This window comes from Streptomyces sp. NPDC050416, from assembly GCF_044458845.1.
Taxonomy (GTDB): Bacteria; Actinomycetota; Actinomycetes; order Streptomycetales; family Streptomycetaceae; genus Streptomyces.
On sequence record NZ_JBITII010000001.1, the window covers coordinates 239,788 to 256,778 of the forward strand.

16 protein-coding genes are annotated in these 16,991 nt (G+C 70.9%); 9 read left to right on the forward strand and 7 right to left on the reverse strand.

The window, feature by feature from the left end:
* Positions 1 to 75: 75 nt before the first annotated feature.
* From ACIBL4_RS01080 to ACIBL4_RS01100, 5 genes are all read left to right on the forward strand, one after another.
* A complete protein-coding gene (locus ACIBL4_RS01080; protein WP_399405187.1) occupies positions 76 to 483 on the forward strand; it encodes a cupin domain-containing protein in 408 nt (135 codons plus the stop codon).
* Between the two features lie 70 nt (positions 484 to 553).
* Positions 554 to 880, forward strand: coding sequence for a carboxymuconolactone decarboxylase family protein (locus tag ACIBL4_RS01085; protein WP_399405190.1), 327 nt, complete (start codon positions 554 to 556; stop codon positions 878 to 880).
* A gap of 87 nt (positions 881 to 967) precedes the next feature.
* On the forward strand, positions 968 to 1,693 hold the full coding sequence (locus ACIBL4_RS01090) for an SDR family NAD(P)-dependent oxidoreductase (RefSeq protein WP_399405193.1): 726 nt from the start codon (positions 968 to 970) through the stop codon (positions 1,691 to 1,693).
* A gap of 131 nt (positions 1,694 to 1,824) precedes the next feature.
* A complete protein-coding gene (locus ACIBL4_RS01095; RefSeq protein WP_399405195.1) occupies positions 1,825 to 2,832 on the forward strand; it encodes an NADP-dependent oxidoreductase in 1,008 nt (335 codons plus the stop codon).
* Between the two features lie 25 nt (positions 2,833 to 2,857).
* Entirely contained in the window at positions 2,858 to 3,910 is a 1,053-nt protein-coding gene (locus ACIBL4_RS01100) for an alcohol dehydrogenase catalytic domain-containing protein (protein ID WP_399405197.1), read from the forward strand.
* Between the two features lie 26 nt (positions 3,911 to 3,936).
* Here ACIBL4_RS01100 and ACIBL4_RS01105 read toward each other — a convergent pair whose 3' ends face one another.
* The 6 genes from ACIBL4_RS01105 to ACIBL4_RS01130 all read right to left on the reverse strand — a co-directional run bounded on the left by ACIBL4_RS01105 (position 3,937) and on the right by ACIBL4_RS01130 (position 11,281).
* A complete protein-coding gene (locus tag ACIBL4_RS01105; RefSeq protein WP_399405199.1) occupies positions 3,937 to 6,357 on the reverse strand; it encodes a SpoIIE family protein phosphatase in 2,421 nt (806 codons plus the stop codon).
* An 80-nt stretch (positions 6,358 to 6,437) separates the two neighbouring features.
* Positions 6,438 to 7,715 (reverse strand): ABC transporter substrate-binding protein, encoded by a 1,278-nt coding sequence (locus ACIBL4_RS01110; RefSeq protein WP_399405201.1) that lies wholly within the window; start codon positions 7,713 to 7,715, stop codon positions 6,438 to 6,440.
* 5 nt (positions 7,716 to 7,720) lie between these two features.
* Positions 7,721 to 8,833 (reverse strand): branched-chain amino acid ABC transporter permease, encoded by a 1,113-nt coding sequence (locus ACIBL4_RS01115; protein WP_399405203.1) that lies wholly within the window; start codon positions 8,831 to 8,833, stop codon positions 7,721 to 7,723.
* A complete protein-coding gene (locus ACIBL4_RS01120) occupies positions 8,830 to 9,711 on the reverse strand; it encodes a branched-chain amino acid ABC transporter permease (protein WP_399405205.1) in 882 nt (293 codons plus the stop codon). Before ACIBL4_RS01120 ends, ACIBL4_RS01115 begins: the two co-directional genes overlap by 4 nt.
* Positions 9,708 to 10,526 carry an ABC transporter ATP-binding protein gene (locus tag ACIBL4_RS01125; protein ID WP_399405207.1) on the reverse strand — a complete coding sequence of 273 codons (819 nt, stop codon included), beginning with the start codon at positions 10,524 to 10,526 and terminating at the stop codon, positions 9,708 to 9,710. The genes ACIBL4_RS01120 and ACIBL4_RS01125 overlap by 4 nt, the downstream gene beginning before the upstream one ends.
* Entirely contained in the window at positions 10,523 to 11,281 is a 759-nt protein-coding gene (locus ACIBL4_RS01130; RefSeq protein ID WP_399405209.1) for an ABC transporter ATP-binding protein, read from the reverse strand. Before ACIBL4_RS01130 ends, ACIBL4_RS01125 begins: the two co-directional genes overlap by 4 nt.
* Before the next feature lie 188 nt (positions 11,282 to 11,469).
* Here ACIBL4_RS01130 and ACIBL4_RS01135 point away from each other — a divergent pair, with 188 nt between their 5' ends.
* The 3 genes from ACIBL4_RS01135 to ACIBL4_RS01145 all read left to right on the forward strand — a co-directional run bounded on the left by ACIBL4_RS01135 (position 11,470) and on the right by ACIBL4_RS01145 (position 14,322).
* Complete coding sequence (locus ACIBL4_RS01135) at positions 11,470 to 12,765, forward strand: PucR family transcriptional regulator (protein ID WP_399405211.1); 1,296 nt, start codon at positions 11,470 to 11,472, stop codon at positions 12,763 to 12,765.
* Entirely contained in the window at positions 12,762 to 13,382 is a 621-nt protein-coding gene (locus tag ACIBL4_RS01140) for a TetR/AcrR family transcriptional regulator (RefSeq protein WP_399405213.1), read from the forward strand. Before ACIBL4_RS01135 ends, ACIBL4_RS01140 begins: the two co-directional genes overlap by 4 nt.
* Positions 13,383 to 13,500: 118 nt before the next feature.
* On the forward strand, positions 13,501 to 14,322 hold the full coding sequence (locus ACIBL4_RS01145) for a hypothetical protein (protein WP_399405215.1): 822 nt from the start codon (positions 13,501 to 13,503) through the stop codon (positions 14,320 to 14,322).
* A gap of 324 nt (positions 14,323 to 14,646) precedes the next feature.
* Here ACIBL4_RS01145 and ACIBL4_RS01150 read toward each other — a convergent pair whose 3' ends face one another.
* Positions 14,647 to 15,264: a substrate-binding domain-containing protein gene (locus ACIBL4_RS01150; protein WP_399405217.1), complete on the reverse strand. Its 618-nt coding sequence runs from the start codon at positions 15,262 to 15,264 to the stop codon at positions 14,647 to 14,649.
* Between the two features lie 312 nt (positions 15,265 to 15,576).
* On the opposite strand from ACIBL4_RS01150, the gene ACIBL4_RS01155 reads away from it, so the two are divergent.
* Entirely contained in the window at positions 15,577 to 16,779 is a 1,203-nt protein-coding gene (locus ACIBL4_RS01155) for a hypothetical protein (RefSeq protein WP_399405219.1), read from the forward strand.
* Positions 16,780 to 16,991: the final 212 nt, after the last annotated feature.

Sequence of the window (16,991 nt, forward strand, 5' to 3'; positions counted from 1 at the left end):
CCTCGATTGCGGCGGCTGCCGGGGATGTCGGCGCCGCCTGATCCGTCCCACCACCCCCTGCATCTGGGAGACCCCGTGGAATTCGTCAAGCAGCAGGACACTGTCAAGGCCCCCGCGGACTGGTTCACCGGCGACGTCTGGTTCGACGTGCTCTACGCGGGCAAGGAGCCGTCCCGGATGCGTGCCAACCTGGTCCGCTTCTCCCCGGGCGCCCGTACCCACTGGCACGCGCACGTGCTGGGCCAGACCCTGCACGTCGTCTCCGGCACCGCCCTGATCGGCACCCGCGACGGCACCGTCCTCGAAGCGCATCCCGGCGAGACGGTCACCTGTCCTCCGAACGAGGAGCACTGGCACGGCGCCACCCCCGGTCGCTTCATGGAGCACATCGCCCTGTGGGAGGGCAAGGGTGACGGCAGCGAGGAAACCACCTGGAACGAGCCGGTCACCGACGAGCAGTACCACCGCCCTCGCAGCCGCTGACCACCCAACGGTCCGCCATGCGGCACCCGTTCCCCCGGCTGTGCTCCGCGGACCGGCGAAAGGACTTTCGATGACCATCCAGCCCCGGCAGATCGGCGGCGGACGCCGCACAATCGGCGACTTCGCTCCGAAGCTCGCCGAGCTGACCGACGACGTCCTGTTCGAGGACGTGTGGAATCGCACCGAACTGGCCGCCCGCGATCGCAGTCTGATCACCGTGGCCGTCCTCATCGCGGGCGGCGACGCCGACCAGCTGCACTTCCACCTCGGGCGAGCCAAGGAGAACGGCGTCACCGAGACCGAGCTCATCGAGGCCATCACCCACCTCGCCTTCTACGCCGGCTGGTCCAAGGCCATGACGGCGGTCACGGTCGCCAAGCAGGTCTTCTCGGTCTGAGCACCACGGAAGGGACACTCTCCCCAGGCGGGAACCAGTCATGATGCCGGAACCAGTCATGCGTCTTGTCGAAGGGATGATGCGATCGTGAGCCGGATCCTGGTGACCGGTTCCGCGGACGGTCTGGGACGTGCCGCGGCCGATGCGCTGTTGTCCGCGGGACACGAGGTCGTGGTGCACGCCCGGAACCAGCAGCGCGCGGCGGGACTCGACGCGCTGGTCAACCGTGGGGCCCACCTCTTGGTGGGCGACTTCACGGAGCGGGACGCCGTACGGCGCATCGCCACAGAGCTGAACGACGCCAAGCCGCTCGACGCCGTCATCCACAACGCCGGCGTATGGAGCGGACCGGCGGTCATGCCGGTCAACGTCATCGCGCCCTACCTGCTCACGGCCCTGCTGCGCGGCCCGCGCCGGCTGGTGTACCTCAGCAGCAGCTCGCATTTCGGGGGGCGCCCCTCGCTCGACGGGGTCGACTGGCGGGGCAGGAGCGCGGGCTCGTACGCCGACAGCAAGCTGTTCGTCACGGCGCTCGCCGCCGCGGTGGCCCGCCTGCGCCCAGAGGTGTTGAGCAACGCGGTCGATCCGGGCTGGGTACCGACGAAGATGGGCGGACCGGGCGCACCGGACGATCTGGAGCTCGGCCATCGGACACAGGAGTGGCTCGCCTCCAGCGACGAACCTCGGGCCCTGACCAGCGGCGGCTACTGGCACCACGGCGAGCGGCTGCGACCGCACCGCGCCGTCCACGACGAGGCGTTCCAGGACCTCCTGCTGCGGACGCTGGCCGAGGAAACGGGCACCGCGCTCTAAGTCTTTGCCGACCGGCCCCGTACACCGGACCGGGCCCCTCTTGCCTCCGACGGGACGGCACCGTACGCTCACCGCTCGTACCGACCAGCCGGTATGTCAGGCCCATGCGACCGTCGAAGGAGCCGCCGGAGATGAGCAGAATCAACCACCAGGTGCGTCTGGCCGCACGCCCCGTGGGCGAGCCGCGGCCCACCGACTGGGAGCACGTCGAGGAGCCGGCCGGGGAGCCGGGCGACGGGGAATTCCTGGTGCAGGTGCTCTGCCTGTCGATCGACCCGGCGATGCGCGGCTGGATGAACGCGGGGCGGTCCTACATCCGTCCGGTGGAGATCGGCGAGGTGATGCGCGCCGGCGCGGTGGGAAGGGTGATCGCCTCCCGGCATTCCGGGTTCGCGGTCGGCGACCATGTGTCGGGGTCGTTCGGCGTGCAGGAGTACTGCGTGTCGGACGGCCGCGACGTGACCAAGGTCGACCCGGAGGCGGCCCCTCTGCCGACGTATCTCGGGGCTCTCGGGATGTCGGGTCTGACGGCCTACTTCGGTCTGATCGACATCGGGCGTCCCGAGCCCGGTCAGACCGTCGTCGTCTCCGGAGCGGCGGGGGCGGTCGGCAGTGTCGTCGGGCAGGTCGCCAAGATCCTGGGCTGCCGGGTCATCGGCATCGCCGGTGGCGAGGCCAAGTGCCGGCTGGTGGTCGACGAGTTCGGCTTCGACGCCGCGATCGACTACCAGAAGGAGGACGTCCGCAAGGCGCTGCGCGAACACGCCCCCGGCGGCGTCGACGTGTACTTCGACAACGTCGGCGGTGACGTGCTGGACGCCGTGCTGCTGCGGCTGGCGCGCGGTGCCCGGATTGTCGTGTGCGGCGCGATCTCCCAGTACAACAGCACGACACCGCAGGGCCCCGCCAACTACCTGTCGCTGCTGGTGAATCGCGCCTCCATGACGGGCATGGTGGTGTTCGACTACGCCGACCGGTACGCCGAGGGCGTCGCGCAACTGGCCGCTTGGCGGGCAGAGGGCCGGCTGAAGTCCCTGGAGGACGTGGTGTCCGGCGGCGTGGCGGCGTTCCCCGACACCCTGATGCGGCTCTTCCGTGGTGAGAACCACGGCAAGCTCGTGCTGAAGATCGCGGACTGACCGGGCGGAGGGAGGGAGGAATCCGGTGAAAGCACTGAGCTACCACGGACGTCACGACATCCGCTACGGGGACGTCCCCGAGCCCGCCGTCACGAGCCCGGCCGATGCGGTCGTCCAGGTCACCACGGCCGGTATCTGCGGCAGCGACCTGCACATCTACCACGGCAACCCGTTCAGCCCGGAGCTGGGCTACACACCGGGACACGAGTGCGTCGGTGTGGTGGCCGACACCGGCGACCAGGTCACCCGGTTCAAGCCCGGCGACCGGGTTCTGGTGCCCGCCTCGGTCGGCTGTGCCGCATGCCGGTCGTGCGCGGCCGGATTCACCGCCCGGTGCGAGCGCGCCAAGTCCAGCACGGAACTCTGCTACGGGGTGAGCCCGCAGCTTCAGGGCAGTCAGGCCCAGGCCCTCGCGGTGCCGTACGCCGATGTCAATCTGGTGCACCTGCCCGAGGACATCTCCGACGAAGCCGCGGTCGTCCTGACGGACAACGCCCCCACGGCCTGGTACGGCTGCCGCCGTGCCCGCATCCGGCCCGGGGAGACGGTCCTGGTCGTCGGCCTCGGCCCGGTCGGCCTCATGGCCGCCCAGGGTGCTTTCGCGATGGGTGCCGCGCGGGTGCTGGGCGCGGACCTGGTCGCGGAACGCCGCGCCTTCGCCGCCACCTTGGGTGTCGAGCCGGTCGAGGGCGAGGACACACGGTCGGCCATTCGGGAGATGACGGGCGGGCGCGGGCCGGACGCCGTGGTGGAGGCCGTGGGCTCGGACGCCACCATCGAGCTCGCCCTGAAGGCCGTCCGGCAAGCCGGCCGGGTCAGTGTCATCGGAGTGAGCCAGAGCAAGGCGTTCCCCTTCCACATGGGGCTGGCGCAGGTCAAGGAACTGGAGTTCGCCATCGGGCTGTGCTCCGTGCACTACGAACTCCCTCCCCTGATCGCCCTCACCCGTGCCGGCCGCATCAAGCCCGAGGTGGTGGTCTCCCACCGCTATGCCCTCTCCGAAGGTCCGGCGGCGTACGAACTGTTCGCGGACCGCTCCGACGGCGTGCGCAAGATCCTCCTTGATCCCACCCGCTGACCCTGTTCAGGAGGGAGGACAGACGGTCAGACGGGCGTGCCGGTGAGTGGTTGTTCGGTCCACACGGTCTTGCCGTCCCGGGTGTAGCGGGTGCCCCAGCGTTCGGTCATCTGGGCCACCAGGAACAGGCCGCGCCCGCCCTCGTCGGTCGTACGGGCACGGCGCAGGTGGGGTGAGGTGTGGCTGGTGTCGCTGACCTCGCACACCAGACACTGCTCACGGATCAGCCGTAGGGTCGCGGGGCCGCCGGCGTAGCGGTAGACGTTGGTGACCAGTTCGCTGGCGATCAACTCGGTGGTGAACGCCAAGTGCTCCAGACCCCACTCGGTCAGCTTGGCCGAGGCCAGCGCCCGGGCCCGGCCGGCGCTGGCGGGCTCCGGCGGCAGACGCCAGGAGGCGACACTGTCCGGTGGCAGCACGCGGGTGCGAGCGATCAGCAGGACGACGTCGTCGCTGGGGCGCGAGGGCACGAGCGCGTCGACCACCGATTGGCAGGTGCGCTCCAGCGCGCCCGCCGGGCGGGCGAGCGCCGCACACAGCTTCGTCAGGCCCACGTCGGCATCCATGTGGCGCTGGCCGATGATTCCGTTGGTGTACAGGCTGAGCAGGCTTCCCTCGGCCAGTTCGATGTCCCGGGCCTCGAACGGCAGGCCGCCCAGGCCGAGCGGTGGGCCGGCGGGCATCTCGAGCAGAGCCACCTGCCCGTCCGGTGCGGTCACCGCCGGCGGTGGATGACCGGCGCGGGCCATGGAGCAGCGTCCGGACACCGGGTCGTACACGGCGTACAGGCACGTGGCACCGACGACCTGCTCCCCCAGGGGCCGCTCGCCGACTGCCTCCTGTTCGGCCGCCAGCAGGTTGACCAGGTCGTCCAGGCGGGAGAGGACCTCGTCCGGTTCCAGGTCGAGGCTGGCGAGCGTATGGACGGCGGTGCGCAGCCGGCCCATGGTGGCGGCGGCATGGATGCCGCGTCCCACCACGTCGCCGACGACGAGGGCGACCCGGGCCCCGGACAGGGGAATGACGTCGAACCAGTCGCCGCCCAGCCCCGGGCCCGCGCCGGCCGGCAGGTACCGCAGGGCCACCTCGACGGCCGACTGGTCCGGCACCGCCCGGGGCAGAAGGCTGCTCTGCAGTGCGAACGCGGTCTGCTGCTGCTGGGTGAAGCGCCGGGCGTTGTCGATGGCGACGGCGGCCCGCGAGGCGAGTTCCTGAGCGAGGGTGAGGTCGTCCGTCTCGAAGGCATCGGGGCGGCGCGAGCGCCACAGGGTCATCACGCCGAGCACCAGGCCACGGGCGGCGAGAGGTACCACGATCAGGGAGTGGGCGCCCAGATCCGGAGCCTGCGCCCCCTGACGGCCTGCCGCCGAGACCCAGTCGGGCGGAAGAACCGGCTCCAGGACGGGCCGTCCCTGGGCCAGGCATCCGGCCTGGGGTGTGCCGGGCCCGAACTCCACGGGCTCGCCCTCGGGGTGGGGCGGGCCGGGTTGCTGGGCCCCGACGCTGCAGGTCCCCAGCCGGACCACAGGCCCTGCCGCGGCGCGCGTCGGCTCCTCCCCGCGCGTCACCGCCTGAAGCAGGTCCACCGACGCGTGGTCGGCGAGGTGAGGCACCATCACTTCGGCCAGTTCCCGGGCGGTCTCGGCCACGTCGAGCGTGGTTCCGATGCGGCTGCCCACCTGGTCGAGGAGCGCGAGCCGCCGCTGGGCCCGGTGGCGTTCGGTGATGTCCTCGATCATCTCGGCCACACCCAGGACGCGGCCGGAGGGGTCCTCCATCCGGAAGGACGAGACCAGCGCGACCCGCTCTCGTGCCGGATCCTGCTCCAGGCGGACGAACTGCTCGGAATAGACCAGGGGTCTTCCGGTCTGCATCACCTGGCGCACACGGTCCACGGCCTTGCGCGCGTCGTCGGCGAGGAGCAGCCGGCCGGTGGACAGCCCCCGGAAGTCCGCCGCCGGGACGCCGCTGAACCGTTCGATGGCCCGGTTGACCCGGAGGATCCTCTGGTCGGGGCCGTGGATGACCAGGCCGATCGGGCACTGGCGGTACAGCCCGTCGAGAACCGCCCGGTCCCTCTGCCATTCGAGGACGTCACCCGCGGGTGCCCCCGCGAGAAACCACTCACGGCCCCCGCCATCGCGTGACAGCTCATGGACCCTGATGCCCAGCTCCACGAGCCGCCCGTCGCGGTGGCGCAGTGTGAGCACACCGAACCAGCCCCCGGCTCTCCTGCACTTCGCCGCGGCCTCGGTGACCGCCGGCAGATCAACAGGATCGACGAGGATTTCGAACGCCGGACGGCCGATCACGGCTGTGTCCGGATGGCCGAGCAGCTCCTGAGCCCGCCGGCTCCATGCGACCACTACGCCCCGGTCGTCGAGCACCACCAGGGCGGCGAGGTGCGGGGCGAACGGGTCGTCGTGGCCTTCGCTGAACTCCGTCATCGGCTTCTCCACCGCTGGACACCACCGTGTGCTCGGTCGCCGATGTCTCCTGCTGACCTTGTCAGCCTATGGAAACCCGCTCACTTCGCCAGCGGGCCGAACTCCTTGCGGGTGTCCACCGGCTTGCCGAACAGCTGCCACCGCTCCCCCTTGAACCGCATCAGCTGCATCGTCTCGATCGGGAAGGCGTCATCGGGCCCGGTGGAGAGTGTGACACCGGGGAGCAGCATGTCCACCTCGACGCCCTTCAGGTTGCGCACCGCGTCCCGCAGCCCCTCCCTGGTCGGGCACTTCATCGCGTCCAGGGCCTTGTGCAGGCTGGAGGCGGCGGCCCAGCCGTAAGCGTTGAACTGGTTGGCCGGGTCGGAGCCGGGCGCGTGCTCGCGCAGCGCTTCCCGGTACGTCTTCATCTCCGCGTCGTCCGCCCACTGCGGGTCGGCGGGGTCCTTGAAGTAGGTCGCCGAGACCACGCCCTGGACGTTCTTGAACCCGACCGGCTTCAGCACGCTGGCGGACGAGGACACGTTGTTGACGATGTGCAGTGGGTTCCACTTGGTGTTCTTGGCATCGGCGGCGAGGGCCTGGCTGCCGAACTTGGGCGTGGTGACGTCGAGCAGGACATCCGCCCTGGACCGGGCGAGGCTCGTCATCTGCGCCGAGACGGAGGGGTCGGTGACCTCGTAGCTCTCCTCGGCGACCACCTTGATGCCGCTGCCGGCGACGGCCTTCTTGAATCCGCCGAGCAGGTCCTTGCCGAAGTCGTCGTTCTGGTAGAGGACGGCGACCTCGGCCTTCGGCTTCTCCTCCTTGAGGTATTTGGCGTACACGCGTGCCTCGGCGATGTAGTTGGGCTGCCAGCCGGTGGTCCAAGGGTGCTTGTCGTCCGTCCCCCAGACGGAGGCGCCGGTGGCGACGAAAGGCTGCGGCACCTTCCGCTTGCCGAGGTAGTCCCACACGGCGGCCGTGGACGGGGTGCCCAGGGTCTGGAAGACGGCGAAGACCTTCTCCTGCTCGACGAGTCTGCGGGCCTCCTCGACCGCCTTGGGCGGCTGGTAGCCGTCGTCGCGGACGATGAACTCGACCGTGCGGCCGTCGATGCCGCCCTTGTCGTTGACGTGCTTGAAGTAGGCGCTGATGCCCTTGCTGATCGTGCCGTACGCGGAGGCCGGCCCCGACAGCGGGTAGATGCCGCCCAGCTTGATGCTCTTGTCGGTGATGCCGGTGGTCTGCTGGCCCCGGCACGCGCCGTCGGCGGCGGCGTCCTTGTCGTCCTGCCCGCGCTGGCTGGTGCAGGCGGTGGCGAGGAACAGGGCGGCGGACGCGGCCGCGGCCGCCCGCACAGTGGTCGTCTTGCGCATGTGATTCATTCCTTTTCCGTGCGGGGCGGTGCGCCCACGGGTTCGGCATCGGCAGGGGAGGGATCCGCCGGGGTAGGAGGCGGAGAGGGTTCGGAGTCGGACGTCCGGTCGTCGTCGGCGGCGGGGGTGGTGCGGGTGAGCCGACGGGCGACCGTGCCCCGGACACGGCCCGCCAGACCGGCCAGTCCCGTCGGCGCCACGAACATCACCGCGATGATCAGCAGGCCGAACACCACACCGGGCGCCGCCTCGCTGATGTCCTGGGCGACGCTCGGCACGTACATCACGAAGGCCGCCCCCAGCAGCGGTCCGTACAGCGAGGCGAGCCCTCCGACCACCAGGCCGGCCAGCAACGTGATGGACAGGACGAAGCTGAACGAGTCGGGTGAGACGAAGCCGATCACCCAGGTGTAGACGCACCCGGAGACACCCGCGAACAGCGCGCTCCACGCGAAGGCGAGCGTCTTGTGCAGCGACAGCCGTACGCCCATGACCTCCGCGGCGCTCTCGTTGTCCCGTACGGCGAGCAGTGCCCGGCCGACGCGGGACCGCAGCAGGTTGCGGGCGAGCAGCAGGGCCACCGCGGTGACGGCGAGGACGACGAAGTACGTCCACTGGTCCTCGGCCAGCCCGCTCCACACGGGCGGCTGCATCTTGTCGACGGTCAGGCCCATCGAGCCGCCCGTGACAGGTTCGAGCCGCTTGAGCAACGGCGGCAGGAACACCGCGAAGGCAAGGGTGACCAGGGCCAGGTACAGCCCGCGCAGCCGCAGGGCGGGCACCCCGAAACCGAGGCCCAGCAGGAAGCATCCGGCGGCCGCGACCGGCAGCGTGGCCAGGTGGCCGGTGTCGTACCGGTCGAGCATGACCGCCGCCGTGTAGGCCCCCGCGGCGAAGAACGCGCCGTGCCCGAGCGAGATCTGCCCGCCGAATCCGACGAGCAGGTTCAGTCCGGCCAGCGCCACGGCGTACAGCAGCACCATGGTCAGCTGGAAGACCTGGAAGGGGGCGAAGTAGAACGGTGCGCACACGGCGACGGCCGCCACGAGCAGCGCGGTGAGCGCGGCCCGCAGACGCCTGGCGCGGTCGGTGAAGAGTGGCGCGGCGATCGTGCTCATGCGCGTTCCACCGCCGCCCGTCCGAACAGGCCCTGGGGCCGCACCAGCAGCACCGCCAGGATGATCACCAGAGGGACGCCCACCTTCAGATCGGCACCGACCACGTCCACGTACGCTCCGGCCAGCGTCTCGGCGACGCCCACGCACAGACCGCCGACGACCGCGCCGACCGGGCTGTCGAAGCCTCCGAGCGTGGCCGCGGCGAACGCGTAGATCAGCACCCCGCCCATCATGTTGGGCTCGAGGAACAGCAGCGGCGCGACCAGCACGCCGGACACGGAGCCGACCGTCGCGGCCAGCCCCCAGCCGAGCATCAGCACGCGGCCCACCCTGATGCCCGACAGCCGGGCGGAGGCGGGGTTGCAGGCGACCGCCCGCATCACCAGGCCGCTGGAGGTGTGCTGGAACAGCAGGTACAGCAGCCCCATCACGGCGGCGACGACCGCGATGATCCCGAGCGTCGACCAGTCCACGCGCACCCCGGCCAGGTCGATCCCGCCGTCCGGGAACGGCTGCGGGAAGTCCTTTACGGTGAACGACCAGATAAGACCGGCCATCGCGTTGACGAAGATGAACAGGCCCACCGTGACGATGACCATCGTCAGCTCGGGCGCGTTCCGCACGGGACGGATGACGATCCGCTCGACCAGCATGCCGCCGGCGAAGGACACCGCCAGGGTGACCGGCAGCGCGAGCCAGAACGACATCCCGGACGCCACGAGCTGCCACGCCACGTACGTGGAGATCATGGCGAGCTCGCCCTGCGCGAAGTTCACGATCCCGGTGAACCGGTGGATCAGCACCAGGGCCAGTGCCAGGCTGGCATAGACCGCGCCGGAGCCGACCCCTTCCACCACTTGCTGGAGCAGTTCGGTCACGGCGCTCCCCCGTCCTTTCCGGAGCGGACGGAGACACCGAGGTACACCTCGGCGACCTGCCCGTCCTCGCGGATCTCCCGGGACGGCCCGGACAGCACCAGGCGGCCGGCCTCCAGTACGTGCGCCCGGTGCGCGACATCCAGCGCGAGCTGGGCGTTCTGTTCGACGACGACCACGGTGGTGTGTTCCTCCTCGTTGACGGCACGGACGATCTCGAACAGTTCCCGCGTGACCAGCGGCGCGAGCCCCAGCGACGGCTCGTCCAGGAGCAGCAGCGAGGGCCGCAGCATCAGCGCCCTGCCGATCGCGAGCATCTGCTGCTCGCCGCCGCTGAGACTGCCGGCGGCCTGGCGGGACCGCTGACGCAGCTTGGGGAAGTAGCCGTAGATGCGCTCCACGTCGGCCGCGACGGCCGCGCGCTCGGCGCGGTCCCGCTTCCATCGACCGGTGCGCACGTGGGCGCCGATGCGCAGGTTCTCCTCGACGGTCAGGTCGTTGAAGGTGCCCCGGCCCTCGGGTACGTGCGCCACGCCGAGCCGGGCGGCCTGCTCGGGCGAGCGGCCCAGCAGCTCCGTGCCGTCCAGCGTCACCGAGCCGCGTCCGCGGACCATGCCGCACAGGGCCCGCAGGGTTGTCGTCTTGCCCGCGCCGTTGGGTCCGAGGATCGCGCACACCTCGCCGCGGGCGACGGAGAAGTCGAGCCCCTGGAGCACGCGGGCCTGGCCGTATCCGGCATGCAGGCCGGCCACCTTCAGGAAGTCCGGCTCCGTATGCGCCTGTCCGGCCTCGGGGCTGTCGGTGGTGGGTTCCGTCATGCCGCCACCCCCAGGTACGCCTCGATGACCGCCGGGTCGCGCTGGATCTCCTCCGGCGAGCCCTCGGCGATCTTGCGCCCGAAGTCGAGACACACGACCTTGTCGCACAGGCCCATCACGAACCCCATGTGGTGTTCGACCACCACGAGCGTCAGGTCGAAGTCCTCACGCACCGACCGGACCAGATCCGCGAATTGGTCGACCTCGCCGTGGCTGAGCCCGTTGACGGGTTCGTCGAGCAACAGCAGCCGGGGCCGTACCGCGAGCGCCCGGGCGAGTTCGACGCGCTTGAGCGTGCCGAACGGCAGCCCGGAGGCGGGGTGGTCGGCGACATCCGCCAGGCCGAGGCGCCGTAGCAGGTCGTCCGCCTGCTCACGTAGTTCCCTCTCTTCCCGCCGAACGCGGGGCAGCCGGAGCGCCGCGGCGAGGTGTCCGGTGCGCCCCCGGCTGTGGGCGCCGACCATGACGTTCTCCCGGACCGTGAGCAGCGGGAACAGTCCCAGGTTCTGGAAGGTGCGGGCGATGCCGCGCCCGGCCACGGAGTGCGGCGGGAGGGCGAGCAGGTCCTCGTCCTCGAACCGCACCGTCCCCGCATCGGGGGTGCAGCGCCTGGTGAGGCAGTTGAACAAGGTGGTCTTGCCGGCTCCGTTCGGTCCGATGAGCCCCACGGCGGTGCCCGGCTCGACGGTGAACGCGACACCGTCCAGTGCCGTGATCCCGCCGAAGCGCACGCTGATACCGTCGACCGCGAGCATGAGTGACGCCCCTTCCGAGGTGCTGGGGGGTGGGCGAGCGTCACAGTAGGTGGGGGCCTTCCGAGCGCACATTGGGTACGAGCACCCAACTTCGTGGCCACCGACTTGTGCGCCGCGCCCAGCTCCCGCGGCATGTCGCCCGCCGAGCCTGTTGACGGGACACGAGGAGGGCGGCGACGATCGGCGCCATGTCACGCGGCCCCGCCCTGGGCGCCCCCGCACCCTCCGACCCGCTCAGCCGGGAGCGGCACCGGATCCTGCACGCCGTCCAGGACCGGCTCGAGGACGTGGCGAGTTCCGCCGTCGCGGTGATGCGCACGGAGATCCCGTCGTACGCGCTGCAGGACGAGCGGTTCTTCGACGATGTACGGGACCAGGTCCTCACCCACTACCGGATGCAACTGGCGGCGCTGGCCGGCGACCGGGACATCTCCCCCGAGGACCTGGTCTTCAGCCGCGCGGCGGCCATGCGCAGAGCACGCGCGGGGTTCGCCCTCGAGGACTGGATCAGTGCCTTCCGGGTCGGCCGGCAGGTGCTGTGGGACGTGCTGCTGGACTGCGCGGGCACGTCCGCCGAGGCGCAGCAGGCCGCGCTGTCCCTCGTCACACCGCTGATGCGGTACGTCGACTTCGCCAGCACCCATGCCGCGCAGGCCTATGTCGAGTACCAGCAGCACGTGGTCGCCGACGCGGACCGCGAGCGCCGGGACCTCCTGGACCAGCTCCTGGCCGGCGCGGCACCGGCGCGCGGTCCGCTGCTCGCCGCGGCGCAGGCGTACGGCATCGGGCCGCACTCGCCGATGATGGCGGTCGTGGCGGTGTGCGTCGGCGACACCCGCACCGGTGACGTGACCTCGGCCGAGCACGGCTACGCGACCAGCGCATCCATCGGCATCGCCGGGCCCTGGGCCGGCCGGACCCTGGTCGTCGTGCGCCACGGCGAGGTGGTGGCCGTGCCGGTGGTCCGCACCGGCATGGACGCGGAGGACATCTGCACCCACTTCGAGGCGGTGCAGCGGCGGCTCGCACGAGAGGGGACCATGCTCTCCATGGGCATCAGCACGGTCGCCGAGGGAGCCGGCGAACTGCCGCGCGCCTACGACGAGGCGCGGGCCGCCCTGGACCTGGTGCCGAGCGGGGGCGGGGTGGCGGCACTGCCGCGCCTGTCCCCCTTCGACTACCTGGCGCTGCGCGCCGACGACCTCGCCCGCCAGCTGGTCGATCCCCGCGTGCGTGCGCTGCTGGAGGAGGACCGCAGACGTGGCGACACGCTGGCGGCCACCGTACGGGCCTTCGCGGAGGCCGACCTCAACCTGCGGCTGGCCGCCGACCGGCTGCGGATACACCACAACACGGCGCACTACCGGTTGCGCCGGATCGAGGAACGCACGGGGCGCAATCCGCGCCGGATCGCCGACCTCCTGGAACTGCTGGTCGCCCTCGCCATCCGCGACGGGGCCGGGGAAGGCGGGGATCACCAGTGAGCGGCATCGTGGAGTCCGCGGGGACCGAAGAGACACCCACCAGGCAGGACCGAACGGTCCGCAGTGCGCTCCTGGACGCCGCCCTGGAGGTGTTCACCGAGCGCGGTTACGCCGACGCCGGGCTCGCCGAGATCGCGGCGCGCTCGGGGATCCCGGTGGGCAGCCTCTTCCAGCACTACGGCGGAAAGCGGGGGCTCTACCTCACTCTGTGGGAGGAGTTCCGGGAGGCACAGGAGCGCCGGACCGCGGCCACGCTGGCCGCCGAGCGAGGCCGTGGCGTGGACGACCCCATCGCCCTTTTCGTGGCGGGAGCCAGGGCTTACCTGGAGGGCGCCTGGGACAACCGGCGGTTCGGCAGGCTCCTCGTGGAGGACGACGGCCCCACGGGCTTCGACGCGCTGCGCCGCCAGTGGGACCGCGCGTGGGTACGGCGCAACGCCCGGCTCCTGAAGGTGGACGAGAAGCGACGGGCCGGCCGGGTCCGGGTGAGAGTGCTCACCACCGTGATCGGCGGGGCGGCACGCGAGCTGGGCGACTGCGGGGACGAGACGGAAGCCCTGGAGGTCGTGGACGAGGTGTGCGGCATCCTCATCCACCTGTCGGCACCACCCGGCTGAAACGCGTGGCGCATGCGCGCTCTTGACACTTCTCGACCTTGCCGGGAGGGTACCGACTGGTCGGTACGAAGAGCTGGAGCGATTGTCCCGCCCGTCGACTCTCCGAAGAGGTGACCCGATGCAGTCTGCCCGCGTAGCCTGGCGCCGTCTCGAGCCCGTCCACGGCATGATCTACTTCGTTCCCGAGGCAAGGCGACGGTACGCGGACCTCGGCCTGAGCGGTCGCGCCGGGTACTTCACCTCCAGGAGCGCCGCGTTCGGCCCGGCATCCGCCGAGTTGGTCATCTCGACCTTCTACAACTTCAACCCCGATCTCGTACGGCGGGCGGTCGACGGGGCCTGGGACGTGACGACGCCGCAGCAGGTGCTGGACGCGCGGTACGCCGCGGCGGGCGAAGCCCTGCGACGGGCGGGAATCCACGAGTTGCCCGGCCTGGAAGAGGTGCTGGCGCTGACGCGCCGGGCTGCCGAGGCGGCCTGCGAACACCCGCAGGGCCGCCCGCTGTTCGCGGCACACGCCGCACTGCCGTGGCCACAAGAGCCGGTGCTGCGACTGTGGCATGCTCAGACGCTGCTCCGGGAGTTCCGTGGAGACGGCCATGTCGCATGCCTGCTGAACGAGGGTGTCGGAGGCCTGGAGGCGCTGATACTGCACGCCGCGACCGGTGAGGTCCCCGTCGACTTCCTCAAGGCGAGCCGTGCATGGCCCGAGGAGCAATGGGCCGGCACCCAGGAACACCTGCGCGAGCGAGGCCTCCTGGACGGCGACTCCCTCAGCCCGGAAGGCGTACTCCTGCGCCGGCACATCGAGGACCGCACCGACCACCTGGCCTTTCCCGCCTACGCCGCCCTTGGTGACGCAGGCTGCGAGCGCCTCGCCGAACTCGCGGGCCCCTTCGGCCGCGCCGTCATGGAAGCCGGACTGCTGAATCGGGGCTGACGGGCCCTCACCTGACTGACGGTTACCTCACCGGGGTGGGTCGGGCAGATCGAGCCACACCGGCCGGGCGTCATCGGATGTGTTTCGCCGGGGCGAGGGTGGCGTCAGGGGAGATCCCCGTGTCCACCTCATCGCCCTTCCTGCCGTACCTCTTCTTCCATCTGAATCGAGCCGGTGTCGAAGCTGGTCGACGCCGGGGCCTCGTAGCGGCAGCGCATCACCATCGCCCGCGCCCTGCTGCGGCGGCCCCGGGCTGCTGCTGTTGGACGAGGCCGACGTCCTGCACGGCACCCTGTGGCGGGCCCGACCAAGGAATTCCGCCACTCAACCGGTGCCTGGCCGTGGCGGTGGCGGTGGCGGTGGCGGTGGCGGTGGCGCGGAGCTTTCCCGGACGACGAGTTCAGTGCCGATGAGGGTGACTTCCGGATTGCGCGGTGCTCCTCGCATCTGGGACACCAGCAGGTCGAGGGATCGGCTGCCCGCCGCCCCGAAGTCCTGGCGGACCGTGGTCAGCGGCGGCCAGAGGTAGGCGGACTCGGGTACGTCGTCGTACCCGACGAGGCTGACGTCACGGGGCACGTCGCGGCCAGCCTCGCGCAGGGCGCGCAGGGCACCGATGGCCATCTGGTCGTTGGCGGCGAAGACGGCGGTCACCTCCGGTCGCACGGCGAGCCGTCGGCCGAGTTCATAGCCGGAGCGAGCGGTCCAGTCGCCCCTCATCACCCGTGGCGGCGTGCGCCCGGCGCCGGTGTGGGCTTCCCGCCAGCCTCGCTCGCGCAGGTGTGAGGAATCCCAGTCGGCCGGCCCGGCAAGGTGCCAGACCCTTTCATGACCGAGAGCGAGCAGGTGCTCGGTCACTGTCCTGGCGCCCGGAGCCTGCGCCAGCCCGAGGACCGGTGCGAGCCGCTGGGGGCGCTCGACGTCGATGGCGACGGTCGGCATCCGCGGCGGCACACGCTTGAGCGCGAGCGCCGTCCACCGGTGCGGGGCGGCGATGAGCAGTGGCTCACACCAGCCTGGTGGGCGCGGCGATCCTGGGACTGGGGGCGGTCTCCGTGGCCTTCTTGCTCCCGGGGCATGGCCTCTCCCTTGGCAAGGCGGACTCCGCCCACCACCCGGAGCAGGTCACGCTCCGGCGTCACTCGGCTTCACCGGAGCCGATGCCCCTCTCCCCGGCCACGCGTCTTGACGTAGAGTGCGGTCGCTCTGCTGCTCAGAGGGTCCGTCACGCAGCGATCAGGGGGACGACCGGCCATGCCGTTCACAGCGTCTCAAGCGGTCGTCCGCCGGAGCGAGCACTGGTTCGTCCGGCAGGGGACGCCCACCATGATCGAGGGGTACGGCTTCGTCGATCACGTACTACCGCGAATGCTGCCGTCCCTCGTCTTCGCGGCGCTGGCCGGCCTGGCCTGGCTCGTCCCGCTCAGATCCGCGGGTTCACAGGCGTGGATCCTCCTCGGCGGCGTGGCCGTGACAACACTGGCCGTATGGGGCGTCGTGACCGCCTTCGTCCGCCGACTCCCCCGCTTCTCGCGCACCAGCGCTGTCGCGGTCCTCGTCGCCTACGCCGCGATGCCGGTCGCGGTGCCTCTCCTCCAGCTCGCCGTCGACGGAACGGTCACTCCGCCGGGAGGCCGCGTGGTCGGGCTGCTGGGGTTCGTGATCTTCTTCGCCACCGTCTTCATGGCCACGCTTCTGGGCACGACGTACGGCTTCGGCACCCTGCTGCGCCGGGCGGTCCGGCACTCGGTCTTCGACCTGCGCAACAGCGTGCACCTGCTGGGCCGCGCGCTGCCCGCGCTGCTCTTCGTCACGCTTTTCCTCTTCTTCACGGGCGAGTTGTGGCAGGCCATGAACCATCTGGAGTGGTGGCGGGTCCTGCTGGTCGTCGTCCTGTTCGGCGTGATCACCGTGCTCGCGGCCGCCGCCCGGCTGCGCGACGAGATCGGCCGCGTCGAACGGGATCTGAGCTTGCCCACACTGTCGGCGGCATGCCAGGGCACGCCCTTGGACGGTATGCCGGTGCAACGCCTGACGCCCGACGGTCAGCTGCCCGCGTTGCCGCTGACCGCACGGCAGGAGCGCAACCTGCTGCTGATGCTGGCCAGCCGGCAGCTCGTACAGGCGGCGGTGGTCGGCCTGGCCCTGTTCACCTTCTTCATCACCCTCGGCCTGCTCGTGGTCACGCCCGAGACGGCGGAACAGTGGATCGGCGAGAAACCCGAGACGTCGGCCCTATTGCCCGTGCTCCCGGTCGCGATGTTGCGCAACGCCACACTCCTCGCCGGCTTCGGCAGCATGTATTTCGCGGTTACCTCGATGACGGACGCGGACCACCGCCAGCAGTTCTTCGCCCCGATCATCGACGAGATCGAGCGCATCCTCACCGTGCACGCGGTCTACGTCGTCGTACACGAAACCGCCCCGACCCCGCCCGCTGGAGGGGACAGCCGCTGACCTCGGGGACGACTCGGACCTGACCGGCTCGGGTCCGGGCTTCCGGGGCATCCGCACGGACCGCTGGGCGGCGCTGCCCGTTGGGTCATCCTTGACTCAACCCTGACCCGCAATAGCACCCATATGGGACATAAGGGCTGGCAGTGTGGGAGTGCGCCCATCGCTCGCCGCCCATGGTGGGAGGTTCCACCTCATGGCTGACATCCCCCGTC